The organism is Sphingomonas sp. BK036, assembly GCF_004216825.1.
Lineage (GTDB): Bacteria > Pseudomonadota > Alphaproteobacteria > Sphingomonadales > Sphingomonadaceae > Sphingomonas.
The window spans coordinates 131,992-157,200 of the sequence record NZ_SGXR01000004.1; the positions used below are offsets into that span (position 1 = coordinate 131,992).

The 25,209-nt window shown below is 67.9% G+C and carries 19 protein-coding genes; 13 read left to right on the top strand and 6 right to left on the bottom strand.

Annotated features, from left to right (window positions below):
• Positions 1 to 26 precede the first annotated feature (26 nt).
• Both EV283_RS07645 and EV283_RS07650 read left to right on the top strand, forming a co-directional pair.
• Complete coding sequence (locus EV283_RS07645; protein WP_130324192.1) at positions 27 to 2,711, top strand: valine--tRNA ligase; 2,685 nt, start codon at positions 27 to 29, stop codon at positions 2,709 to 2,711.
• Between the two features lie 469 nt (positions 2,712 to 3,180).
• Complete coding sequence (locus EV283_RS07650; RefSeq protein WP_242615897.1) at positions 3,181 to 4,593, top strand: MATE family efflux transporter; 1,413 nt, start codon at positions 3,181 to 3,183, stop codon at positions 4,591 to 4,593.
• Between the two features lie 135 nt (positions 4,594 to 4,728).
• Here EV283_RS07650 and EV283_RS07655 read toward each other — a convergent pair whose 3' ends face one another.
• From EV283_RS07655 to EV283_RS07670, 4 genes are all read right to left on the bottom strand, one after another.
• Positions 4,729 to 5,493, bottom strand: coding sequence for an NYN domain-containing protein (locus EV283_RS07655; RefSeq protein WP_107957173.1), 765 nt, complete (start codon positions 5,491 to 5,493; stop codon positions 4,729 to 4,731).
• 10 nt (positions 5,494 to 5,503) lie between these two features.
• Entirely contained in the window at positions 5,504 to 5,884 is a 381-nt protein-coding gene (locus tag EV283_RS07660; RefSeq protein WP_130324194.1) for a DoxX family protein, read from the bottom strand.
• Between the two features lie 122 nt (positions 5,885 to 6,006).
• On the bottom strand, positions 6,007 to 6,483 hold the full coding sequence (greB, locus tag EV283_RS07665; RefSeq protein WP_130324196.1) for a transcription elongation factor GreB: 477 nt from the start codon (positions 6,481 to 6,483) through the stop codon (positions 6,007 to 6,009).
• 118 nt (positions 6,484 to 6,601) lie between these two features.
• Positions 6,602 to 8,611: a lytic transglycosylase domain-containing protein gene (locus EV283_RS07670; protein ID WP_130324198.1), complete on the bottom strand. Its 2,010-nt coding sequence runs from the start codon at positions 8,609 to 8,611 to the stop codon at positions 6,602 to 6,604.
• Between the two features lie 112 nt (positions 8,612 to 8,723).
• On the opposite strand from EV283_RS07670, the gene dapA reads away from it, so the two are divergent.
• From dapA to EV283_RS07725, 11 genes are all read left to right on the top strand, one after another.
• Complete coding sequence (gene dapA / locus EV283_RS07675) at positions 8,724 to 9,608, top strand: 4-hydroxy-tetrahydrodipicolinate synthase (protein ID WP_130324200.1); 885 nt, start codon at positions 8,724 to 8,726, stop codon at positions 9,606 to 9,608.
• Between the two features lie 170 nt (positions 9,609 to 9,778).
• Positions 9,779 to 10,261 (top strand): SsrA-binding protein SmpB, encoded by a 483-nt coding sequence (gene smpB, locus EV283_RS07680; RefSeq protein ID WP_055879372.1) that lies wholly within the window; start codon positions 9,779 to 9,781, stop codon positions 10,259 to 10,261.
• Positions 10,262 to 10,264: 3 nt separating this feature from the next.
• Positions 10,265 to 10,834 carry a DUF2062 domain-containing protein gene (locus tag EV283_RS07685; protein ID WP_242615857.1) on the top strand — a complete coding sequence of 190 codons (570 nt, stop codon included), beginning with the start codon at positions 10,265 to 10,267 and terminating at the stop codon, positions 10,832 to 10,834.
• Between the two features lie 84 nt (positions 10,835 to 10,918).
• Positions 10,919 to 12,982, top strand: coding sequence for a M13-type metalloendopeptidase (locus tag EV283_RS07690; protein ID WP_130324202.1), 2,064 nt, complete (start codon positions 10,919 to 10,921; stop codon positions 12,980 to 12,982).
• 121 nt (positions 12,983 to 13,103) lie between these two features.
• Positions 13,104 to 15,149 (top strand): M13 family metallopeptidase, encoded by a 2,046-nt coding sequence (locus EV283_RS07695; RefSeq protein WP_130324204.1) that lies wholly within the window; start codon positions 13,104 to 13,106, stop codon positions 15,147 to 15,149.
• A 317-nt stretch (positions 15,150 to 15,466) separates the two neighbouring features.
• Complete coding sequence (locus tag EV283_RS07700; protein ID WP_130324206.1) at positions 15,467 to 17,869, top strand: response regulator; 2,403 nt, start codon at positions 15,467 to 15,469, stop codon at positions 17,867 to 17,869.
• A gap of 21 nt (positions 17,870 to 17,890) precedes the next feature.
• Entirely contained in the window at positions 17,891 to 18,241 is a 351-nt protein-coding gene (locus EV283_RS07705) for a response regulator (RefSeq protein ID WP_055879385.1), read from the top strand.
• Between the two features lie 406 nt (positions 18,242 to 18,647).
• A complete protein-coding gene (gene ilvD, locus EV283_RS07710; protein ID WP_130324208.1) occupies positions 18,648 to 20,369 on the top strand; it encodes a dihydroxy-acid dehydratase in 1,722 nt (573 codons plus the stop codon).
• Positions 20,350 to 20,751, top strand: a complete 402-nt coding sequence (locus EV283_RS07715) for a hypothetical protein (protein WP_130324210.1) — start codon at positions 20,350 to 20,352, stop codon at positions 20,749 to 20,751. The genes ilvD and EV283_RS07715 overlap by 20 nt, the downstream gene beginning before the upstream one ends.
• Positions 20,748 to 22,238, top strand: coding sequence for an NAD(P)H-hydrate dehydratase (locus EV283_RS07720; protein ID WP_130324212.1), 1,491 nt, complete (start codon positions 20,748 to 20,750; stop codon positions 22,236 to 22,238). Before EV283_RS07715 ends, EV283_RS07720 begins: the two co-directional genes overlap by 4 nt.
• The gene (locus EV283_RS07725) at positions 22,235 to 23,452 is read left to right on the top strand and encodes a class I SAM-dependent RNA methyltransferase (RefSeq protein ID WP_130324214.1); all 1,218 of its coding nucleotides are present in this window, start codon (positions 22,235 to 22,237) and stop codon (positions 23,450 to 23,452) included. Before EV283_RS07720 ends, EV283_RS07725 begins: the two co-directional genes overlap by 4 nt.
• A 55-nt stretch (positions 23,453 to 23,507) precedes the next feature.
• Here the strand turns inward: EV283_RS07725 and truA are convergent, their stop codons facing one another.
• A complete protein-coding gene (gene truA, locus EV283_RS07730) occupies positions 23,508 to 24,266 on the bottom strand; it encodes a tRNA pseudouridine(38-40) synthase TruA (RefSeq protein ID WP_130324216.1) in 759 nt (252 codons plus the stop codon).
• On the bottom strand, positions 24,263 to 25,189 hold the full coding sequence (fmt, locus tag EV283_RS07735; protein ID WP_130324218.1) for a methionyl-tRNA formyltransferase: 927 nt from the start codon (positions 25,187 to 25,189) through the stop codon (positions 24,263 to 24,265). The genes truA and fmt overlap by 4 nt, the downstream gene beginning before the upstream one ends.
• Between the last annotated feature and the right edge of the window lie 20 nt (positions 25,190 to 25,209).

Here is a 25,209-nt window from a genome sequence, read left to right on the forward strand (position 1 = left end):
CGGACACGCTCGCTAAGGCTTCCGCCATGAGCGAGCTTCCCAAAACCTTCGACCCGGCCTCCATCGAATCGCGCTGGTATGCGCATTGGGAGGCCAGCGGCCAGTTCCGCCCCGACCGCCCGAATGCGGAGCCGTGGACGATCGTCAACCCGCCGCCCAACGTCACGGGCAGCCTGCATATCGGCCATGCGCTCGACAACACGCTGCAGGACATCCTGACGCGTCACGCGCGGCTGAAGGGCAAGGACGCGTTGTGGGTGGTCGGCACCGATCACGCTGGCATCGCGACGCAGATGGTGGTCGAGCGCCAGATGAGCGCGCTGTCCCCGCCGCAGAAGCGCACCGACCTCTCGCGCGAGGACTTCATCGCCAAGGTCTGGGCGTGGAAGGAAGAGAGCGGCGGCGAGATCACGCAGCAGCTCCGCCGGCTCGGCTGCTCGATGGACTGGGCGAACGAGCGCTTCACGATGGACGAGGGCTTTTCGAAGGCCGTCCTCAAAGTGTTCGTCGACCTGCACAAGCAGGGGCTGCTCTATCGCGACAAGCGGCTGGTGAACTGGGATCCGGGCCTCGGCACCGCGATCAGCGACCTCGAGGTCGAGACGCGCGAGATCAAGGGCAGCTTCTGGCACCTGCGCTATCCACTCGAGGACGGATCGGGCTTTATCGAGGTCGCGACAACGCGCCCCGAGACGATGCTCGCCGATATGGCGGTGGCGGTCAACGGCGCGGACGAACGCTACACCGCGCTGATCGGCAAGCAGGTGAAGCTGCCGATCACCGGCCGGCTGATCCCGATCATCGCCGACGACCATGCCGATCCCGAGTTGGGATCCGGTGCTGTCAAAATCACGCCGGGGCATGACTTCAACGATTTCGAGGTCGGCAAGCGGGCAGGGATGGCCGCGGGCACGATGCTCAACATGCTCGATGCCAAGGCGCGCGTCGTGCAGGTGTCCGACGGGCTGATCCCCGCCGACCTGCTCGGCCTGACGACCGCGGAGGCGCGGAAAGCCGTTGTCGCGCAGCTGAAGGCCGAGGGCTTCCTGATCGCGCATGTCGACAAGGACGGCGTCGAGCACGACGCCGAGCCGCGCACGATCCAGACGCCGTACGGCGATCGCTCGGGCGTAGTGATCGAGCCGTGGCTGACCGACCAATGGTATGTCGACGCCAAGACGCTCGCGCAGCCCGCGATCGAAGCGGTGCGCGTCGGCGCGATCGATATCGTGCCCAAGACCTGGGAGAAGACGTTCTTCAACTGGATGGAGAACATCCAGCCCTGGTGCGTGTCGCGCCAGCTGTGGTGGGGGCATCAGATCCCGGCCTGGTTCGGGCCGGATGGCACGCCGTACGTCGCCGAGACGGAGGCCGAAGCGCAGGCACTGGCCGGCGCTGGGGTGATGTTGGTGCGCGATCCCGACGTGCTCGACACGTGGTTCTCGTCTGCGCTCTGGCCGTTTGCGACCATGGGCTGGCCCGAGGAGTCCGACCCGACGCTCAACGGGCGCTATCCCAACGACGTGCTCATCTCCGGCTTCGACATCCTGTTTTTCTGGAACGCGCGGATGATGATGCAGGGGCTACACTTCATGAAGGACGTGCCGTTCCGCACGCTCTACCTGCACGGCCTCGTCCGCGCCGCCGATGGCGCGAAGATGTCCAAGTCGAAGGGCAATGTCGTCAACCCGCTCGGGCTGATCGACCAGTACGGCGCCGATGCGCTGCGCTTCTTCATGGCGGCGATGGAGAGCCAGGGCCGCGACATCAAGATGGATGAGAAGCGCGTCGAGGGCTATCGCAACTTCGCGACCAAGCTGTGGAACGCGGCGCGGTTCGCGCAGGCCAACGGCATCGTCGCGAGCACCATGCTCGAAGCCCCGCGTGCCGAGCTCGCGGTCAACAAGTGGATCATCGCCGAGACGATCGCGACCGTGCACTCGGTCGACCTCGCGCTCGCCGACTACCGCTTCGACGGCGCCGCCAACGCGATCTACCAGTTCGCGTGGAGCCGGTTCTGCGACTGGTATCTCGAACTCATTAAGCCGCAGATGGTCGGTGACGAGCGCGGCCAGATCGACGATGAGTCGAAGGCGGTCGCGGGCTGGGTGCTCGACCAGATCCTGGTGCTGCTCCATCCGTTCATGCCGTTCATCACCGAAGAGCTCTGGCATGCGATGGGCCCGCGCGATCACGACCTGATCGTCGCGCAGTGGCCGATGGCGGATGCGCGCTCGATGGATCCCGAGGCGAGCAGGGAGGTCGACTGGCTGATCCGGCTGGTGCAGGAAATCCGCACCGCGCGCAACGAGCTGAACGTGCCGCCGGGAGCGCGTCTGCCGCTCCACGTCCGTGACGCCAACGCGGCGACCTTGGCGCGGCTCGAACGCCAGGCCCCCGCGCTCGCCCGTCTCGCGCGCGTCACGCATGCCGAGGGCGAAGCCACCGGCGGCGCCGCGCAGGTCGTCGTCGACGAGGCGACCTTCGTCCTGCCGCTCGAAGGCGTGATCGATCTCGATTCGGAACGCACGCGCCTGACCAAGGCGATCGCGGCGGCGGAAAAGGAGCGCGACGCGCTGTCCGGCCGCCTGGGCAATGCGAGCTTCGTCGAACGCGCCAAGCCCGAAGCGGTGGAGAAGGCAAAGGCCGACCACGCCGACAAAGCCGCCGAAGCCACGCGGTTGCAGGCGGCGCTGGGCCGCCTCGGATGACCTGCTCCCCTCCCGCGTGCGGGAGGGGTCGGGGGAGGGGCGTGCCTCAAAAGCCGGACGCCGGTACGTACGTCGCACCCTCCCCTGACCCCTCCCGCGAGCGGGAGGGGAGGGCGGCGTTGGAAACCCCTGCGCTCTGATAATATCCCCCCCGGCGAAGGCCGGGGCCCAATTGGGCAACGTCGCGAACTTCGGCGGCGCTCCGTTACTAAGACCTTTCCAATTGGACCCCGGCCTCCGCCGGGGGGGGCTTAGGTGTTCGGAGCAGCGGACCTACCAGCTTGTCCGCACGTTCATTCCGCGGCTAGGCTGGCCCAACACGGCGCCCGACCATCCGCCGGTCGATACCGGAAAACCGGTCTGACGGAGTAAGTGTGTGAGCGACCTGCAATCCGACCTGCGCCCGGGGCGCGACAGCGACGGCGCCACCCCCAGACCCAAACCCGGCGGCAAACCCGGCCAGCGCGACCTGACCACGGGCCATATCGGCCGCACGCTGCTCGCCTTCGCGCTCCCGACATTGGGTTCGAACATCCTGCAATCGCTCAACGGCTCGATCAACGCGATCTGGGTCGGGCGCTATCTCGGCGAGGGCGCGCTGGCCGCGACCTCGAACGCCAACATCATCATGTTCCTGACGTTCGGCGCGGTGTTCGGGTTCGGGATGGCGGCGACGATCCTCGTCGGCCAGAGCTTCGGCCGCCACGATATCGATGGTGCGCGCCGCGCATTCGGGTCGGCAGTGGGGCTGGTGCTCGGCGGGGCGATCGTCATCGCCGCGCTCGGCTGGGTGTTCGCGCCCGAGATCCTGCAGCTGCTCGCGACGCCCGGCGACGCGATGCCGCTCGCGCTCGCCTATCTGCGCGTGATCTTTCTCGGGCTGCCAGCCTCGATGATGATGGTGCTGCTGATGATGGGCCTGCGCGGCACGGGCGATTCGATGACGCCGCTCTGGTTCATGCTCCTCAGCGCGATCCTCGACAGCGGGTTCAACCCGCTGCTGATCGCCGGGATCGGCCCGTTCCCGCAGATGGGGATCGCCGGGTCGGCGATGGCGACGCTGATCGCCAGCCATGTCTCGCTGCTCGGGCTGGTGCTCTATATCTACCGGCGCGACCTGCCGCTGCGGCTGCGTGGGCCTGAGCTGCGCTACCTGATCCCCGAGCGCGCGTTGACCGGCACGATCGTGCGCAAGGGCCTGCCGATGGGTGCGCAGATGCTCGTCATGTCGACCGCGGGGCTCGCGATGGTCGGGCTGGTCAACCGGCTCGGCGTCGATACCGCGGCGGCCTATGCGGTGTCGCAGCAGCTCTGGACCTATATCCAGATGCCCGCGCTCGCGATCGGCGCGGCGGTCAGTTCGATGGCGGCGCAGAATATCGGCGCAGGGCGGTGGGACCGGGTTGGCGACATCACCAAATACGGCCTGCTCTTCAACATCGCGCTGACCGGCGCGATGGTCGGCGTGGTGATCCTGTTCGATCGGCCGGTGATGACGCTGTTCATCGGCGGCGACAGCCCGGCCTTGCCGATCGCGCGGCATATCCAGCTGATCGCGAGCTGGAATTTCATCCTGTTCGGCATGACGATGGTGCTGTTCTCGACGGTGCGCGCGAACGGCGCGGTGATCGCGCCGCTGATCGCGCTGATCATCGCGTTGTATCCGGTTCGGATCGGCTTTGCGCTGCTGGCGAAGCCGTGGCTTGGGCCGGACGCGCTGTGGTGGAGCTTCCCGCTGGGTTCGGCGGCGACGCTGGCGATCGCGATCGGCTATTACCGCTACGGAAATTGGCGGAAAGGCGCGCTGGTCGTGCGAGAGGATTGCGAGGAGGGCGCCCACGCGATGACCGAGCCGGGTGGACGGTTGCAGCCTACGGGGTGAGGTACCACCCCGGCGAAGGCCGGGGCCCAATTGGGAAGGCCGCAGTAACGAAGCGCCGCTCTTCGTCATCGACGTCCCCCAATTGGGCCCCGGCCTCCGCCGGGGTGGGGCATTGCTGTTGGAGTGTCGGAGTACCTACCGCAGCCGCTTCACGAACGACCGGCCACCTTCACGGCGCTCGTGCTGGAAGTTCGGGATCGTCTCGATCAAATCGGACAGCCGGTTGAACCCGTAATTCCGCGCATCGAAGCTCGATCGGTTGCCCGCCAGCTGGCCGAGCTCCGCGACGCTCGCATAGCCCTTCTCGTCGCGCTTCACCGCGTTGTACGCGTCGATCAGCAGCTTGATCACCTGTTCGTCGATCGGTTGCGCGGTCTTGGGGCGGGGGGCCGGGGCAGGCGCCGCCGCCTTCTCGCCCGCGACGGGCGCTGGGGCGGGCGCGGGCATCGGCTGCGACGTCTCGTTCAGCGCGCCTACGTCGATGAACCGCGTGCAGGCCTGGCGGAAACCCTCGGGCGTGCGGCTCGTGCCGAAGCCGTAGACGGGGATGCCGTCCTGCCGGATGCGCGTCGCCAGCGGCATGAAATCGCTGTCCGACGACATGATCCCGAACCCGTCGATCCGCCCGCGGAACAGCAGGTCCATCGCGTCGATCGTCATCTTCATGTCGGTGGCGTTCTTGCCCTTGGTCAGGTCGAACTGCTGCTGCGGCTCGATGCCGTGCTTGATCGACATGTCGCTCCACGCCTTGAGCGCGGGCTTGGACCAGTTGCCATAGACGCGCCGGACGTTGACCGTGCCGAGCTCGGCAAGGACGGTCAGCACCGGGTCTAGCGTGGCGGCGGACGCGTTGTCCGCGTCGATCAGGAGGGCGACGTTGCGCGTTGTGGTATCGATCATGCGCGCAGGATTAGACGCGCCCGCGCCCCGCGTCCACGCTCCACGCGCCGCCGCCCGCCGCGGCGAGGTACAGGAACACGAAGCAGTACAGCACCGCCGCCTCGCCGCCATTGGCGATCGGGAAGGGGCCCTGCGGCATATGCGCCATGAAATAGGCGACCGCGGACATCCCCGACAGCACGAACGCCACCGGCCGCGTGAACAGCCCGACGATCAGCAGCCCGCCGCCGACGACCTCGAGCACGCCCGCGGCGGTCAGCAGCGGGGTCATCGGCATCGGGAACGGCGGTAGGCCGAAGAACTTCGAGATGCCGTGGCTGAAGAACACGAGCGCGACGACGACCCGCATGGCGCTGAGCAGGCGGGCGGACCAGGTGGCGGGTATCGGCATGGGGGGTTTCCTCGAGTGTCGTTGCGAGCCCGAAATGTCTCACGCGGCACGCCCGGTCAATTTACGTAAATCGAAACCTATCGTCGACGAAGGCCCCAATCCTCGCCCTGGCGGGGGAGGATTCAGGGATAGGCGATCGCGATCACCTCATATTCGCGCTCGCCCGCGGGGAGGTCCACGCGCCGCACATCGCCGATCGCCGCCCCGCGCAGCGCTCGCGCGAACGGCGAGTTCCAGCCGATGCGGCCGTTGCTCGCGTCGGTCTCGTCGTCGCCGACCAGCGTCAGAATGCGCTCAACATCATCCTCGTCCGCGACCGTCACGCACGCCCCGAACCACACGCGCGTGCGATCCTCTTGCGCGGCGGGATCGACGACCTTGGCCGCCTTCATCCGCTTAGACAGCCAGCCAAGCCGCCGGTCGATCTCGCGCAACCGCTTTCGCCCGTAGATGTAATCCCCATTCTCGGACCGGTCGCCATTACCCGCCGCCCAAGAGATCGTCTCGACGAGCTTGGGCCGCTCGCCGACGAGGAGGTGTTCATATTCCTCGCGCAGCACGGTGTAGCCGGCGGGGGTGATGTAGTTCGGGCGATCCATGTGCGTTCGTATCATACTCTGCGCGACCGTCATCCTGACGAAAGTTAGGATCCAGAGCCACGAAGGACCATCGTGCGTTACCCTGGATCCTGACTTTCGTCAGGATGACGCAAGGGCCTCACCCCGGCCGGTTCTTCCCCAGATACCACGACAACCGCGCCGCGCCCCGGCTCTTCGCCCGCGCGGGGTTCATCAGGTCGTACACCACCGCATTCTCCAGCACGCGCTGCACATAGTTGCGCGTCTCCTGGTACGGGATCGCCTCGACCCAATCGACCATGTCGACCGCCCCCGTGCGCGGATCGCCGTTCGCGCGGAGCCATTTGTTCACGTTGCCGCCGCCCGCATTATACGCCGCTACTGCAAGCGGATAGCTGCCGTAATTGGCGTAGACGCGCTGGAAATAGCTCGATCCCAGCATGATCGACATGTTCGGATCGGTCGTCAGTGCGGCCTGGTTGTACGCCAGCCCGATCTTCCCCGACTGTTCGCGCGCGGTGGCGGGCATCAGCTGCATCAGTCCGCGCGCGCCGGCGTGGCTGACCGCGGCGCGGTCGAACTGGCTTTCCTGGCGCGAGATCGCGTGGATGATCGTCCAATTGTCCTCATAGCCCGCGGGCACCGCGACCATCGGGAAGCCGACCGCGGAATAATCGCTGAGCCCGTTCGCCAGCGCGCTGCGCCCGACCATCACGCCGAGATCGGGGCGGTTGATGCTCTTCGACAGCTCGGCGGCGAGCAGGTGATCGGAGTCGGTCGTCGCGTCAGCGGCGATCTGGCGGACGAATGCGGTCTGGTCCTGCCAGTCGCCGATCTGACCAAGGAACTTCACCGCGCGCACCGTCTCGCGCCGGTCGAACGCGGCGCGTGTCGCCGGATCGATCGCGACCGACGCGACCGACGGCGGCGCGACCAGCGCCCGCCCGGTGCGCTCGTTCGCGAGCTGCCCGTAATATTGATCGCGGTACCCGGCCGCCTGACCGTAGAAGGCCGCCGCCTGCGGTGCGAGCCCGGCAGCCTCCGCCGCACGCCCCGCCCAGTAATAGCCCTTCGACCGCACCTGCGGCGAGCGCGAGCCGCGCGCATAGCGGTCGAACAGAGTCATCGCATCGGCCGGGCGGCCGAGCTGCTTCATCGCCACGCGTCCGCCGAGCCAGGCGAGATTGGTATATTCGTCGCGCTCGGCATAGGATTTGGTCGAGACGTCGGCGCCATAGGGATAGGCGTCGTCGATCTGCCGCGCGATGTCATAGGCGAGCTGATACTGGCTGTCGTTCGCCGCGCCGTTCGCGTTGGTGACCAGCACCTCATACCATTCCGCCGCATTCCCCGGCCGCGTCGTCAGCGACCGCGGCTGTGCCAGCCACGCGCGCGCCGAGGGGCTCGCGCCCGAATTGCGCAACCACTGCGCCCGGTCCGCGACATAGCCAGCGTCGTTGGCATACAAGGTCTGCGTCGACGCCGAGATGTCCGACGCATTTGGCGCATTCGTCCGGAACGCGAGCCGCGCCGCGAACACCGGCCGCCGCGCCGCGCTGGTCCACACCAGTTGCCGCTGTGCCGCGCCGGTCTGGCCCGCCCACAACAGCGCATCCATCCGCGCGTCCTGGTCGTCCGGCGTCAGCGCACCCGGAAAGCCCGACAGCACCATCGCCTCGTCGGTCGGCGTCAGCCCGCTGCTCCGCCACGCGGTCCGCACCGCGGCATAGGCTTGATCGCGCGCGCCCGTCGCCATCAGAGCCCGCGCATAAGCGACACCGCCCGACGCCGACTGCGGCGGATAGCGGCGGAAGAACGCGGCGACGCTGGCGGGAGACCCGGTGGCGGCCTTGCGCTCGGCCGCACGCCGGTTGGCTGCCTCGTTCGGCCAGCCCGGATGCGCCATCAGGAAGCCCGCATAGCTGTCGAACGGCAGCGCGTCGGTCTGCTGCAACGCGCGCCACTGCGCGATCGTCGCGGCGATCGCGCCGTCGCTCATCGCCGGCGACGCCATCGGCTGCGCGTTCGGCCCCATATTGGCAAGTTGCGTGCTGTAGCGATCCAGCGTCTGCTGCCCGCCTCCGGACGCGGCGACCGTCCCCGCCACGACTGCAAGAAGAAGGCTCGTTTTCAACATCGATGCTACCATGTGGACAGCATACGCCTCGAACCCGTATCTGTCCTGAACGAAATCCGGATTCCACCCGGTATTTGGCGCAACAGGCCAGACTTTTCTTCTCGCAGGGACGCAAGGCTACCGCATGTTTTCAGGATCGATTCCGGCACTCGTCACGCCGTTCGCCGCCGATGGCAGCTTCGACGAACCCGCCTATCGCGACTTCATCGAGTGGCAGATCGCGGAGGGCTCGTCGGGTCTCGTCGCGTGCGGCACCACCGGCGAAGCGGCGACCTTGTCGTATGACGAGCATTTTCACGTCGTCCGCGTCTGCGTCGACCAGGCGAAGGGCCGCGTCCCCGTGATCGCCGGCGCGGGCTCGAACGATACGCGCGTCGCCTCCGCCAATTTGCGCGCCGCGAAGGACGCCGGTGCCGACGCCGCGCTGATGGTCCCGCCCTATTACAACCGGCCGGGGCAGGAGGGTATCTTCCGCCATTTCGAGGCGCTCGCCGCGACGACGCCGCTGCCGATCATCCTCTACAACGTGCCCGCACGCACCGTGACCGACATCCAGCCGGCGACGCTCGCGCGGATCGTCACCGCGTTCCCCGACGTATTCGTCGGCGTGAAGGACGCCAGCGGCGTGCTCGCCCGCGTGTCGCAGCACCGCGCGGCGTGCGGCCCCGATTTCTGCCAGTTGTCCGGCAATGACGACCTTGCGCTCGCGTTCAACGTCATGGGCGGCACCGGCTGCATCTCGGTGACGGCGAACGTCGCGCCCAAGCTCTGCGCCGAGTTCCAGGCGGCGTGCCAGTCAGGCGATTTCGTCAAGGCGCTGGCCTATCAGGACACGCTCTATCCGCTCCACGAAGCACTCTTCACCGACGCCTCGCCGGGCCCGGTAAAATACGCGATGACCAAGGTCCGCGCAGGCTTCCCCGAAACCCTGCGCCTGCCGATGACCCCCGCCGGCGAGCCGTCGCGCGCCGCGGTCGACGCCGCCCTGGCGCACGCTGGTCTCGCCTGATCCCACGCCGTCATCCTGACGAAAGTCAGGATCCAGAGCCAAGCAGCGAGACGCACCGTAACTCTGGGTCCTGACTTTCGTCAGGATGACGCGCGGTGGGGGAATAAACGCACACCTGCGCCCCGCCACCGCTTCCCCTAAGCCCCGCGACCTCCTACATCGCGCGTCCCATGGCACGTCCCAAACCCCCCACCTTCGAGAAGACCAAGATCGTCGCCGAGAACCGGCGCGCGCGGTATGATTATTATATCGAGCAGGTGTTCGAGGCGGGCATCGCGTTGACCGGCACCGAGGTGAAGGCATTGCGCGGCGGCGAGGGTTCGATCGCCGAGGCCTATGCCGAGGTGAAGGGCAAGAACGTCGTCCTGGTGAATTCGAACATCCCCGAATTCAGCCACGGCAACCGCTTCAACCATGAGCCAAAGCGGCCGCGCAAGCTGTTGCTGCACGAGCGCGAGATCAACAAGATGTTCGGCGCGGTCGCGCGCCAGGGCATGACGCTCGTGCCGCTGATGATCTACTTCAATTCGAAGGGCCGCGCGAAGATCGAGCTGGCGCTCGCCAAGGGCAAGCAGAACCACGACAAGCGCGATTCGGTGAAGGAACAGGACTGGAAGCGCGAGCAGGGCCGGATCATGCGGGATCGCGGATAGCCTGTGTCCAAGGCGCCGGGCAGTATATTCTCGCGTCTCGCGGCGTGGTCGCATCGTAACCTGCCGACCCGCGAATCGATGGAGAAGAACCGTCTTCTCCGCCCCGTCGCGCACCGCGTGCTCGCGCCCGAACTCTGGCGCTTCACCCGCCGATCGGTCCCGCGCGGCGTCGCGCTCGGGATGGTCGCGGGCATCCTGATCCCGGTCGCGCAGACGCCCGTTGCCGCGGTCTTCGCGCTGCCGTTCCGCGCCAACGTGCCGACCGCGGCGCTGACCACGTTCATCACCAACCCGCTGACGACGCCGCCGCTGTGGATCGCAGCCTATTGGATCGGCTCGTCGCTGCTGCGGCTCGACGAGCATGTGCCGGGCCAGCCCGTCGCCGAGGCCGCCGCGCGGACCGAATGGATCCCGTGGCTGATGCAGGCGGGGCCCGCCACCGCGCTGGGCCTGCTCGTCATCACGATCGTCTGCTCGATCGGCGGCTATGCGCTCAGCGCGCTGGGCTGGCGGTTGTGGATCGCGCGCAAATGGCGGAACCGGCACGATAATCGCGGCGGCAACGTTTCGTAACATTTGACACCGGTTGGAATTGACGGACCGTCTTATCGGCGTAGAACACAGCGTATCCAGACGGTCTTTTTTCCGAGGTTCTTGATGCGCAAGTCGATTGTTACCGTGATCCTGCTCGCGTCCGCCGCATCGGCGATCGCGCAAACCGCGCCGCGCGCCGCGACCCCAGCGTCCTCCACGCCTGCGCCCGCGACCAAGGACGCGAACAAGCCGCAGATCGGCGATTTCGGGTTCGACATGGCGGGCCGGGATACCAGCGTGACGCCGGGCACGGACTTTTTCGACTACACCAATGGCGGCTGGGTGAAAGCGACGCCGATCCCCGCCGATCGCTCGTCCTACGGCATGTTCCACGTCCTACAGGACCTGTCGCTCGCGCGCACCCGCACGATCCTCGATGCCGCCGCCACCAAGCCCGGCGACAAGGTCGGCGATTTCTACACCAGCTTCATGGACGAGGCCGCGGTCAACGCGAAGGGCGCCGCGCCCGTCAAACCGATGCTCGCCGCGCTGCGCGCCACCAAGGACAAGACCGCGCTCGTCACCGAGATCGCCAGGCTCCAGCGTCAGGGCGTCGGCGGCCTTGTCGGCGTCGGCGTGCAGCAGGACGACAAGGACCCGACCACCTATGTCGTCGGCCTCGGCCAGAGCGGCCTCGGGCTGCCCGATCGCGATTACTACCTCAAGGACGACGCGAAGCTCGCGACTATCCGCACGGCCTACCAGGCGTATCTCACGCGGATGCTGACGCTGGCGGGCGAGCCCAACGCCGCCGCGCGCGCCGCCGCCGTGTTCAACATGGAGAAGGGCCTCGCCACCGCGCACTGGACGCGGATCGAGAGCCGCGACGCGGACAAGACCTACAACAAATGGACCGCCGCCGACTTCGCGGCAAAGGCGCCGGGCTTCCCCTGGGCGCAGTACATGACCGCGATGGGCGTCGCGGGCCGTCCGTTCTACCTCGTCGCACAGCCGACCGCGTTCACCGGCGAGGCCAAGGTGTTCGCGGACACGCCGCTGGCCGTGGTGCAGGACTATGCGATGCTCAAGGTGCTGCGCGCCTACGCGCCGTATCTCTCGAGCGATTTCGACAAGACGAACTTTGGCTTCTACGGCACCACGCTGTCGGGCACACCCGAGCAGCAGGTCCGCTGGAAGCGCGGCGTCTCGACCGTATCGGGCGCGATGGGCGAGGCGATCGGCCAGCAGTACGTCGCGAAATACTTCCCGCCCGCGTCGAAGGCGGCGGCGGACGATCTCGTCAAGAACGTGATCGCGGCAATGGGCGAGCGGCTCAAGAACCTCGAATGGATGGCGCCCGAGACCAAGACCAAGGCGCTCGCCAAACTGGCCGCGTTCACCCCCAAGATCGGCTATCCGGACAAATGGCGCGATTATTCCGCGCTCCAGATCCAGCGGGGCGATCTCGTCGGCAATGTCTCACGCGCCAATGCGTTCGAATATGACCGCGATCTCAAGAAGCTGGGCCAGCCGATCGACCGGGCCGAGTGGTTCATGACGCCAATGACGATCAACGCGTACGCCAACCCGACGATGAACGAGGTCGTCTTCCCCGCCGCGATCCTCCAGCCGCCCTTCTTCGATCCGAAGGCGGACCCTGCGGTCAACTACGGCGGCATCGGCGCGGTGATCGGTCACGAGATCAGCCATCACTTCGATGACCAGGGCCGCAAATACGATCTCAACGGCAAGCTCACCGACTGGTGGACGGCGCAGGACGTCGCGCGCTTCAAGGTGTTCACCGATGCGCTGGTGAAGCAGTATGACGCGTATGAGCCGCTGCCCGGCCAGCACATCCAGGGCGGTCTGACGCTCGGCGAGAACATCGCCGATCTGGCAGGGCTGACGGTGGCGTACGACGCATATCACAAGTCGCTCGGCGGCAAGCCGGCGCCGATCATCGACGGCACGACCGGCGACCAGCGCTTCTACTACGGCTGGGCGGGCGTGTGGCGCACCAAGTTCCGCGACGCGGCGCTCCAGCAGGCGCTGCTCTCGGATCCGCATTCGCCCGGCCATCAGCGCGTGCTGACCGTCCGCAACCTCGATCCCTGGTACGCAGCGTTCGGCGCCAAGCCCGGCGAGGCAAGCTACCTCGCCCCCGCCAACCGCGTCCGTATCTGGTAACCCGAATCGCCACAAAGAGCCCCGTCATCCTGGGCTCGACCCAGGATCCAGAGCCACACGCGCAGACGGCCGTGGCTCTGGATCCTGACTTTCGTCAGGATGACGCAGTTTGGAGAGAAACATGAAGTCCTTCCTCGTCGCCGGCCTGCTCGCGGCCACCGCCATCACCGGCGTCACCGCCGCCATCTCGCAAACGGCTGAGCCGACCCCGCCAGCGCAAGCCTCGACCGGCGCTCAATACGGCAGTTTCGGTTTCGACGAGAAGGGCATGGACAAGACCGTCCAGCCCGGCGACGACTTCTACACCTTCGCCAACGGCAACTGGTCGAAGGCCAACCCGATCCCCGCCGACAAGTCGAATTACGGCTCGTTCAACCTCCTGTCCGACCTGTCCGAGACGCGCACCCGCGGCATCCTCGACACCGCCGCGAAGGACAAGGGCTCGAAGATCGGCCGCGCCTATGCGACCTTCCTCGACACCGGCACGATCGAGGGCAAGGGCCTCGCGCCGATCAAGCCTTGGCTCGGCAAGATCGCCGCGCTGAAGGACCGCGCGGGCTACCCGGCACTGCTCGCCGAAGCCGACCGCGCCGGCATTGGCGGCCCGTTCGGGGGCGGCGTCGGGCAAGACGACAAGCTGCCTGAGCAATATGCGCTCTCGCTCGGCCAGTCCGGTCTCGGCCTCCCCGACCGCGATTATTACCTCTCGGCCGACGCGAAGCTGGTCGAGGCACGCACCGCCTACCGCGCGCACATCGCCAAGATGCTGACGCTCGCGGGCGAACCCAATGCCGAGGCGCGCGCCGCCGCGCTGCTCGCGTTCGAGACCGAGATCGCCAAGGTCAGCTGGACCCGCGTCGACAGCCGCGACGCCACCAAGACCTATAACAAGATGACCGTCGCCGAGCTCGCCAAGCGCGCGCCCGGCTTCGACTTCGCAGGCTATTTCAAGGGCATCGGCACGCCCGTCGCGACCGTCATCGTTGCCCAGCCCTCGGCGATCACCGGCATCGCCAAGCTCGTCTCGACCGCGCCGCTCGGCGTGCTCAAGGACCAGCTGATGCTGCGTTCGCTCGACGGCTATGCGGACGTACTGCCCAAGGCGTTCGACGCCGAGCAGTTCGCGTTCTACGGCACCGTCCTCGGCGGCACGCCTGAGCAGGAGGCCCGCTGGAAGCGCGGCGTGCAGTTCACGAGCGGCGCGCTCGATGACGAGGTCAGCAAGCTTTACGTCGCGCAATATTTCCCGCCCGAGACGAAGGCTGCGGCTGACAAGCTCGTCAAGAACGTCCTCGCCGCGATGGGCCGCCGGATCGACAAGCTCGAATGGATGGCGCCCGAGACGAAGGTCAAGGCACACGCCAAGCTCGCCGCGTTCACGCCCAAGATCGGCTATCCCAGCCAGTGGAAGGATTTCTCCGCGCTGACGATCACCTCGGGCGACGCGTTCGGCAACGAATGGCGCGCCAACGAATGGCAGCACCAGGACAATATTTCGAAGCTCGGCAAGCCTTTGCAGCGCTGGGAATGGGGCATGACGCCGATGACGGTGAACGCCTATGCCAATTTCGGCATGGTCGAGATCGTCTTCCCCGCCGCAATCCTGCAGCCCCCGTTCTTCGATCCCAAGGCCGACGATGCGGTCAATTACGGCGGCATCGGCGCAGTGATCGGCCACGAGCTGAGCCATCATTTCGACGACCAGGGCTCGAAATACGATGCCAAGGGTCAGCTCACCGACTGGTGGACGCCCAAGGACATCGCCGGCTTCAACGCGCTCACCGGCAAGCTCGGCGCGCAATATGACGCGTACGAGCCGCTGCCCGGCATGCACGTGAAGGGCCAGCTGACGATGGGCGAGAACATCGCCGATCTCGCCGGGCTCACGGTCGCCTACGATGCGTACCACACCGCACTCGGCGGCAAGGCCGCGCCGGTGCTCGACGGCTTCACCGGCGACCAGCGCTTCTATCTCGGCTGGGCGCAGGTCTGGCGGCGCAACTACCGCGAAGCAAATCTGCGCAACCGCCTGCTGACCGATCCGCACTCGCCGTCGCAGCAGCGCGCCTGGGTCGTCCGCAACCTCGACCCCTGGTACGCGGCGTACAAGCCGACCGCGGGGCAGAAGCTGTACCTGACGCCCGAGCAGCGCGTCCGGATCTGGTAAGCGGCGCCCCGCCTCCGCGGGGAACGGTTTCTGAGGCTCCGACGGCGGGCAGGAGCCACACCGCCCGTCGCGGATCGCACCCGAGTTAACGTCACCCCAGCGAAAGCTGGGGTCTCCCCCGGGGCATGCGACGCGCGCCAATCAGGAAGATCCCAGCTTTCGCTGGGATGACGTGTGGTGTGAAGCTGACGGGTCCTACCGGAAGGACGACCTTTGCCGAGGTGACGCGTCTGGCGCATGGCGCCGTGCGCGCTCTTCCCCCGGAAACCCACCAACGCGCTTGACGCCTAACCCCGCTCCGGCGGAAGACCGTCCCGATGGCATCGATCGCTTTACCCACTCCCGTCCGCAACGCAGCGCTCGTCGCCGCCGCCTCGGGCATCGCTGCCGCCGCGATCATATTGCTGCTGGTCGGCAGCTGGATCGTCGCCGCCGGTTTCTTCGCCGCCGCGATCATCGTCATCGGCGCGCTGATCGCCTGGCGCCTGCTCAATCCGGTCACGAACGACGCGTCGCGCCCGGTCGACTGGGACCTGACCCGGACGGTCGCCGAAGCCGGCACCGACGCGCTCGCGATCACCGACCGCGCCGGACGGCTCGTCTGCGCGAACGACGCGTATGAAGCGCTGTTCGCAGGCTTTCCGACACCCCCCGGCCTCCCGCTCGACGACGCCGGCACCGCGGCGCTCGCTGATGCCGGCCGCGCCGCCTGGCGCGACGGCAGCGCGCATGTCGACCGGCTCGCCGCGCGCGACATCGCCCTGTCCGCGCAGATCGCGCGCGCCGGCGACGATGCGGACATGCTCGTCTGGCGCTTCGTCACCGCGCAGGAGCACGACCTCGCGGAAACGCTCGCCGCCTTGCTCGCGGGCCCGACCGGAGACCGGCTCGGCGGCAGCGGCATCATGGCCGCCTTGCTCTCGCCCGACGGCCGGGTCCGCACCGCCAACCGCGTGCTCAGGGCGCGAGCGTGCGGCGACGAATATGACGCGATCGAAGGCCGCGACTTCGCCCGCTTCCTCATCACCGACAGCCGCGGCCTCGTCCGCTTCGAACGCGAAGGGCTCGAGGGCACCCCGCTCCGCGTCCTCCAGATCCCGTTCCTCGACGGCGACGACGCGCCCGTGCTGGTCGCATTGCTCGACGACGAGGAGGACGCACCCGCGCTCGGCGCCAGTGCCTCCGCGCATGTCCGCAGCCTGGTCAGCATGATGCCGTTCGGCATGGCGCTGGTCGATCGCGACGGCCGATTCCTCCAGATGAACGACTCGTTCCTGCGTGCGGCCGGCGTCAATGCGGTCGCACCGCCGCTCTACCCCGGCGATCTCGTCGTCCGTGAGGACAAGGCCGCGGTCGCCGACGCGATCCGCAAATTCGCCGGCGGCGCGACGCACTCGACCGACATGGCGGTCCGTCTCAAGGATCACCCCGACGAGCCGGTCGCACTCACCATCGCCGGCGCGCGTGGCCTTGGCGATGCGGCGGTGCTGCTCAGCCTCAAGGACAATAGCGAGGAAAGCCGTCTCAAGCGCGAAGTCGCCCAGGCCACCAAGATGCAGGCGGTCGGCCAGCTCGCGGGCGGCGTCGCACATGATTTCAACAACATCCTCACCGCGATCATCGGGCATTGCGACCTGATGCTGATGCGCCATTCGCCCGGCGACAGCGATTATGACGACATCCAGCAGGTCCGCACCAACTCGAACCGCGCCGCCAGCCTGACACGCCAGCTGCTCGCCTTCTCGCGCCAGCAGACGCTGCGCCCACAAATCCTCCAGCTCCCCGACGTCGTCTCCGAAGTCTCGAACCTGTTGAAGCGCCTGATGGGCGAGACCGTCCGCCTCGACATGACTCACGGCCGCAACCTCGGCCCCGTCCGCGCCGATCCCGGCCAGCTCGAACAGGTCGTCGTCAACCTCGCAGTCAACGCACGCGACGCGATCGTTTCGGCGAATGCGCGGGGCGGCGGCGTGCTCACCATCACCACGCGCGCGGTGGCCGCGTCCGAAGTGCGCGAGATGGCGTCGGATATCCTGCCGGTCGCCGATTATACCGCGCTGATCGTCCAGGACACCGGCACCGGCATCCCGCCCGACGTGCTGCCCAAGATCTTCGAACCGTTCTTCACCACCAAGGAATTCGGCAAGGGCACCGGGCTCGGCCTCTCGACCGTCTACGGCATCGTCAAACAGTCCGGCGGTTACATCTTCGCCGAGAGCAAGCCGGGGCAGGGCGCGACCTTCTCGATGTACCTGCCGGTGCACTCCGCGCCTGCCGCCACGCGCCCGGCGGTTCTCAAGCCGACACCCAAGCCCGTCGATCTGTGGGGCACCGGCACGATCCTGCTGGTCGAGGACGAGGACATGGTCCGCGCGGTCGCCGAACGCGCGCTGGTGCGGCAGGGCTATACCGTGCTCACCGCCGAGAATGGCGAAGTCGCGCTCGAGGTGCTCGCCAAGCACGGCCGTCCCGACCTGCTGATCAGCGACGTCGTCATGCCGCAGATGGATGGCCCGACGATGGTGCGGCATGCGCGCGAGAGCTATCCCGACCTGCCGATCCTGTTCATGTCGGGTTATGCGGAGGAGCAATTGCGCCGCTCGATCGATCTCGACAACGTCGCATTCCTGCCCAAGCCCTTCTCGGTGCAGGAACTCGCCGAAGCGGCACGAGACGTGCTCGCGACGCGCCGACACGAACAAGATGTTGGCAAGTCGTAACAATCCCGACTATGGCAGGGGATGACCGTTTCCCAGCAGATCCTCATCGTCGAGGACGAACCGTTGATCGCCATGATGCTTGAGGATTTCCTGGAGGTGCTCGACAAGGGCGTCGCCGGGTCCGTCGACACCGTCGCGGACGCGCTCAAGCGGATCGAGGAAGGCGGCGTCGACGGCGCGATCCTCGACGTGAACCTGCGCGGCGGCGAAAAGAGCACCGCAGTCGCCGAGGCCCTCGCGGCCAAGGGCGTCCCCTTCGTGTTCGCCACCGGCGGCGGCGACGACGGCGTCGCCCCCGAATTCCGCGATCGCCCGCGGCTGCAAAAGCCCTTCACGATGGACGGCGTGGCAAAGGCGCTCGAGGCGCTCTGACCGCCGTCTCGCGCCGGGAGTAAGCGGGGCCTCGCTCCGCCGCGGTGGGACAAGGGCGGACGATAAATCCGGTCCGTCATCCTGACGAACGTCGAGATCACAATCCCAGTCCGTCGTCCTGACGCAGTCAGGATCGCAAACCGAGCCCGTCATCCTGACGAAAGTCAGGATCCAGGGTAACGCACGGTGCGCTGCTTGGCTCTGGATCCTGACTTTCGTCAGGATGACAGACGATTGGCTATCCGCGCGAGGACGGAGCCTCTGCGGACTTTTTCCAGCTACCAGACCTGCGCGCACCACGAGCTAACCGACAGACGCGTTCGTGAGCATGGCCCGCAACACCAGACGCAAAAATCGACGCAACTCTCTTGCGCAAATACCCCCTCCCGCGACATAGGCGGTCGCCATGACCCGCACATTCGATAAATCACGCCTGCCGAGCCGCCATGTCTCCGTCGGTCCAGAACGCGCCCCGCACCGCAGCTATTACTACGCGATGGGCCTCGATGAGGAGCAGATCGCGCGCCCGTTCGTCGCGCTCGCCTCCGCGGGCAACAACTCCGCACCCTGCAACACCACGCTCGACGCGCAGGCCGATGCCGCGCAGGCGGGCGTCATCCAGGGCGGCGGCATGCCGCGCCGGTTCAACACGATCACCGTCACCGACGGCATCGCGATGGGCCATCAGGGGATGAAGGCATCCCTGGTCAGCCGTGAAGTCATCGCCGATTCGGTCGAACTCTCGGTCCGCGGCCATTGCTATGATGCGCTCGTCGGCTTTGCCGGCTGCGACAAGTCGCTGCCGGGGATGATGATGGCGATGCTCCGCCTCAACATCCCGTCGGTGTTCGTCTATGGCGGCTCGATCCTGCCCGGCCGCTATCAGGAGCGTGATGTCACCGTCGTCGACGTCTTCGAGATCGTGGGTAAATATGCCGCGGGTGCGTGCCCGCTGTCCGAGGTCCACGCGATCGAGAAAGTCGCGTGCCCCGGCCACGGCGCGTGCGGTGGCCAGTACACCGCCAATACGATGGCCTGCGTCGCCGAGGCGATCGGTTTGTCGATCCCGAACAGCAACATGGTGCCCGCACCGTACACGACGCGCGAACAGATCGCGGTTGCGGCCGGCGCGCAGGTGATGGATTGCCTCGCCGACAATATCCGCCCGCGCGACATCTGCACGCGCGAGGCGTTCATCAACGCCGCGCGCGTCGTCGCCGCGACCGGTGGCTCGACCAACGCCGCGCTGCATCTCCCCGCGATGGCGTCCGAAGCCGGCATCGAGTTCGACCTGTTCGACGTCGCCGAGATCTTCAAGACGACCCCGTATATCGCCGACCTGAAGCCCGGCGGGAAATATGTCGCCAAGGACATGTACGAGGCCGGCGGCGTCTACATGCTGATGAAGACGATGCTCGCGGGCGGCTTCCTCGACGGCAGCTGCATGACCGTCACCGGCAAGACGCTGGGCGAGAACATCGACCAGGTGACGTGGAATCCCGACCAGAAGGTCATTTACGACATCAAGACCCCGCTGACGCCCACCGGCGGCGTCGTCGGCCTGCGCGGCAGCCTCGCGCCCGACGGCGCGATCGTGAAGGTCGCGGGCATGCACCGCCTCCAGTTTTCCGGGCCGGCGCGCGTGTTCGACTGTGAGGAGGACACCTTCGCCGCGGTCGAAAATCGCGAGATCAACGAAGGCGAAGTCATCGTCATCCGCTACGAAGGGCCCAAGGGCGGCCCCGGCATGCGCGAGATGCTGTCGACCACCGCCGCGCTCTACGGCCTCGGCATGGGCGAGAGCGTCGCGTTGATCACCGACGGGCGCTTCTCGGGCGGCACGCGCGGCTTCTGCATCGGCCATGTCGGCCCCGAAGCTGCGGACGGCGGCCCGATCGCGCTCGTCGAGAATGGCGACATCATCCACATCGACGCCGAGGCCGGCACGATCGATCTCGACGTGCCCGAGGACGTCATGGCGGCGCGCCGTGCGGCCTGGGTGCCGCGCACCAACGATTACGGCTCGGGTGCACTCTGGCGCTATGCGAAGACCGTCGGCCCCGCGTACAAGGGCGCGGTCACGCACCCAGGAGCCGCAGCCGAAACCCATGTTTACGCGGATATCTAAGCCGATACTCGGCCTCGCACTGCTCTCGCTCGCGCTTTCGGGATGCGGGCGAGCGCCGTCCAGCGCGGATGTCGCGGCGAAGCAGCAGGCCGAGATCGCCGGCGACCGCCGGATCCCTTGCGCGCACGGGAGCGCGGCGCTGGCGCCGACCTGCACCGTCGAACAGGCGCTGGGCAAGGACGGCCTGATCCTGACCGTGCGCCACGCCGATGGCGCGTTTCGCCGTCTGCTCGTCACGCAGGATGGTCGCGGCGTGATCGCGGCGGATGGCGCGGAGGTCGCTACCGTTACCGTCGTGGGGCGCGACGGTATCGATGTCGCGCTCGGCAATGATCGCTACCGCTTGCCCGCCACGGTCCGAGGCGTGACGTCGCCGTCATGATCGGGATCGAAGGCCAGCCGATCCTGACCGCCGCCGAAATGCGCGCGGCGGAAGCGGCGGTGATAGCGACCGGCGTCTCGGTCGAAACGCTGATGGAGCGTGCGGGGACCGCGATCGCGGGCGCCGTCCGCCGGTTGGCGGGATCGAACGACGTGCTGATCCTCTGCGGCCCCGGGAACAACGGCGGCGACGGCTATGTCGCCGCGCGGGTGCTGGCGGAGATGGGGGTGGCGGTGCGCGTCGCGGCGTTGTCCGAGCCCAGGGCGGAGGCGGCGAAGGCGGCGAGAGCAAGGTGGCGCGGCCCGGTGGATCCGCTCGCGGACGTAAAGCCCGCGCCCATCCTTGTCGATGCGCTGTTCGGCACCGGCCTGACGCGTGCCCTTGGTGTAATCGAGACCCAAACCCCAAGCTCCCCCCCGGCGGAGGCCGGGGCCCAATTGGGCAACGCCATCGATGAACCGCCCGGTTCGCCCAATTGGACCCCGGCCTCCGCCGGGGGGGGATTCGTGGTGGAGAAGCTCCACACCCTCGCCACCGCCGCCCACCTCACCATCGCGATCGACCTCCCCAGCGGCCTCGCCACCGACTCCGGGCAAGCCCTCAGCACACCCCCCGTCTTCGACCTCACGCTAGCCCTCGGCGCGGTGAAGCCCGCGCATCTTCTCCAACCCGCGGCGCGCTACTGCGGCCAGATCCGCCTGCTCGACATCGGCGTCCCCGCCACCAGCCAGGCCGAAGTCCTGACAGCCCCAATCCTCCCAACCCCCGGCCCCGACTCGCACAAATACACCCGAGGCATGGTCGCCATCGTCGCCGGCACCATGTCAGGCGCCGCCGACCTCGCAGCCCTCGCCGCGATGCGCGCAGGCGCGGGCTACATCACGCTGCTCGGCGACAGCCACGGCCCGCCGCACGCACTCGTCCGCGCGCCGTTCTCCGAGCACGCGCTCGCCAACGACCGGATCGGCGCGCTCGTCATCGGCCCCGGCCTCGGTCGCGACGACACCGCCAGGACCCGCCTCGACGCCGCACTAAGCGCGGGTCACCCGATGATCATCGACGGCGACGCGCTCCGCCTGATCGATCCCGAGCGGATCAAGGCGCTGAAGGTCTCCGTCATCCTCACCCCGCACGCAGGCGAGTTCGACGCACTCTTCGGCAAGTCCGATGCCGACAAGATCACCCGCGCCCGCGACGCCGCCGCCCGCGCGAACGCGGTCGTCGTCTTCAAGGGCGCCGACACCGTCATCGCCGCGCCCGACGGCCGCGTCCGCATCGCGCAGGGCGCCAGCGACTGGCTCTCCACTGCGGGCACCGGCGACGTGCTCGCCGGTGCGATCGGCGCCATGTTAGCGTTGGGGCTCGATCCGCTCGCCGCCGCCGGCGCCGGCGTGTGGTTCCACGGTGACGCCGCCCGCCGATTGGGCGCAGCATTTATCGCCGACGACTTGGCGGACGCGCTGCGGTACGCCAGAGCGGCGCTATGACTTCTGAATCCACGATCGACACCATCATCCGCATCGCGGCGCGCGGCGACGGGATCACCGCCGACGGACGCCACGCGCCGCTCTCGGCGCCCGGCGACACGCTCGCCGCAGACGGCACCGTCACCCCCGGGCCCCACCACCAGACGCCGCCCTGCGTCCATTTCCCGACCTGCGGCGGCTGCCAGCTCCAGCATCTCGACGACGAGAGCTATGCCGCGTTCGTCACCGACCGGATCGCCTCCGCGCTCGACGGGCAGGACCTGTCCGCACCGATCCGCACCCCGCACATCTCGCCCGTTCGCAGCCGCCGCCGCGCGACGCTCCATGCCGAGGGCAAGGGTGGCAAGATCTCGCTCGGCTTCACCGCCGAGAAGGCGCACACGATCGTCGACATCAAGGAATGCTGGATTCTCGATCCGCGGCTGTTCGCGCTCGTCCAGCCCTTGCGCCAGCTGCTCCGGCGCCTGAACTTCCGCCGCCGCGCCGACATCCACCTGACGCTCGCGGATCAGGGCGCGGACATCCTGATCACTGGTTTCGCCCCCGAAGGCCTCCCCGCCGCCGAAGCGCTCACCAAATTCTGCGAAGACCACAAGATCGCGCGCGTCGCGTTCGACGACGGTCTCGGCCCCGAGACTCGCTGGGAGCCCGACGCGGTCACGATCACGCTTGGCGGCGTCCCCGTGCCGCTGCCCCCCGCCTCGTTCCTGCAGGCCACGCCCGACGGCGAGGCGGCGCTGACCGCCGCGGTGCTCGAAGCGATCGGCAAGGCCACCACCGTGGCCGACCTGTTCGCCGGGCTCGGCACCTTCACGATGGCGATCCCCGCCAAGGTCTACGCCGCCGAAGGGGCGCGCGACGCGCTCGCCTCGCTGAAGGCCGCCGCGCACCGCACGCAGCGCCCCGTCTACCCAGAGCACCGCGACCTGTATCGCCGCCCGCTGACGGCGACCGAACTCGATCGCTTCGACGCGGTCGTGATCGATCCACCGCGCTCGGGCGCGCGCGAGCAGGCGACGGCGCTGGCGGACTGCAAGACGCCCGTGATCGCCTATGTCTCGTGCAATCCGGCCACCTTCGCGCGCGATGCGAAGGAGCTGTGCGACGCGGGGTGGCGGATCGACTGGGTCCAGCCGGTCGGCCAGTTCCGCTGGTCGACGCATGTCGAGCTGGCGGCGAAATTTACGCGCCCCGCACCCCCATCGGCATCCTGACGAAAGTCAGGACCCAGAGCCACGAACGCTGCGTCGCGTAACCCTGGGTCCCGGATCAAGTCCGGGATGACGGGGGCGGGTACACGGCACTCACGAAGAACAACCCATCGGGCGGTGCATTCAGCCCCAGCATCGCCCGATCCTTCGCCGCCAGCGCGTCCGCGACATCGCCGACCGCCCAACGCCCCATCCCGACCAACGCCAGGCACCCGACCATCGACCGCACCTGGTGATGCAGGAACGATCGCGCCGCCGCGTAGATGAACAGACGCTCCCCCTCGCGCACGACATCAAGCCGGTCGAGAGTCCGCACCGGACTGTCCGCCTGGCAATGCGCCGACCGAAACGTCGTGAAATCATGCCGCCCGACCAGCGCCTGCGCCGCTTCCGCCATCGCGCCCGCATCGAGCGGCTGCGGCACCTGCCAGGCCAGCCCCGCCTCGAAACTCAGCGGAGCCCGCCGGTTGACGATTCTGTACTCATACGACCGTCCGACACACGAAAACCGCGCATGCCAATCGTCGTCGACCGCCTCGCACGCCAGCACCGAAACCGGCGCCGGCTTAACCAGAGCGTTCAGTCCCTCCATCAACCGGAACGCCGCGAGCGGCTTCTCGATATCGACATGCGCGCGCATCGCGATCCCGTGCACGCCCGCATCGGTCCGCCCCGCCGCCTGCACCGATGCCGTCTCGCCGGTCATCTTCAGCACAGCCGCCTCGAGCGCCGCCTGCACGCTCGGCCCATGCTTCTGCCGCTGCCAGCCCATGAACGGCCGGCCATCGAATTCCACCGTCAACGCGAACCGCGTCAAAGCTGCGTCCCCGAGCGGATCGCAAACCCGCGCAGCAGCTCCTCCGCCGACGTTACGCCGCGCCCCGCCCGCTGCACCAGAGTCGGCCGGATCGCACCGTCGCAACACCCGATCGTCAGCGCGTCGTTGACCGTCAGCCCCTCGCACCCCAGAAAACTGAACGGCAATACGTCCGCCGCCAGCACTTTCACGCGCTCGCCGGCGACCTCGAACCACGCGCCGGGCGCCGGGTTCATCGCGCGCACCAGCCGCTCGACCTCGACCGCCGAGCGCTCGAAGTCGATCCGCGCCTCCGCCTTGTCGATCTTGGCGGCATAGGTGACGCCCTCTTCGGGCTGCGGTCGGGCAGGGTAAGCGTCGAGATCGCCCAGCACCTGGACCATCAACTGCGCGCCCATCGCCGACAGCTCGGCGGTAAGATCGCCCGCCGTCTTCCCCGCAACGTCGGTCCGCCCCTCGAGCCGAACCGCCCCGGTATCCAGCCCGGCCTCCATCTGCATGATCCCGACGCCGGTCTCGGCATCGCCGGCCAGGATCGCGCGCTGCACCGGCGCCGCCCCGCGCCACCGCGGCAACAAAGACCCATGCACGTTGAGACACCCGAACCGCGGCGCATCGAGAACCGCACGCGGCAGGATCAGGCCATACGCCGCGACGACCGCGACATCCGCCCCCAAGGCCGCAAACGCCTCCCGAGCCGCAACCCCCTCGGGCAGCGACGCCTTGAACGACACCGGCGTCCGCACCTCGATCCCCAGCGCCTCCGCCCGCATCTGCACCGGCGAGGGCACCAGCTCGCGCCCGCGCCGCCCGCCCGGTCGCGCCGGCTGGCAATACGCCGCCACCAATTCATGCCCCGCCGCGACGAGGGCTTCCAGCACCGGCACGGCGAAGTCCGGCGTTCCCATGAAGATGATCCGCATACCCCTCTCGAACACGCTGG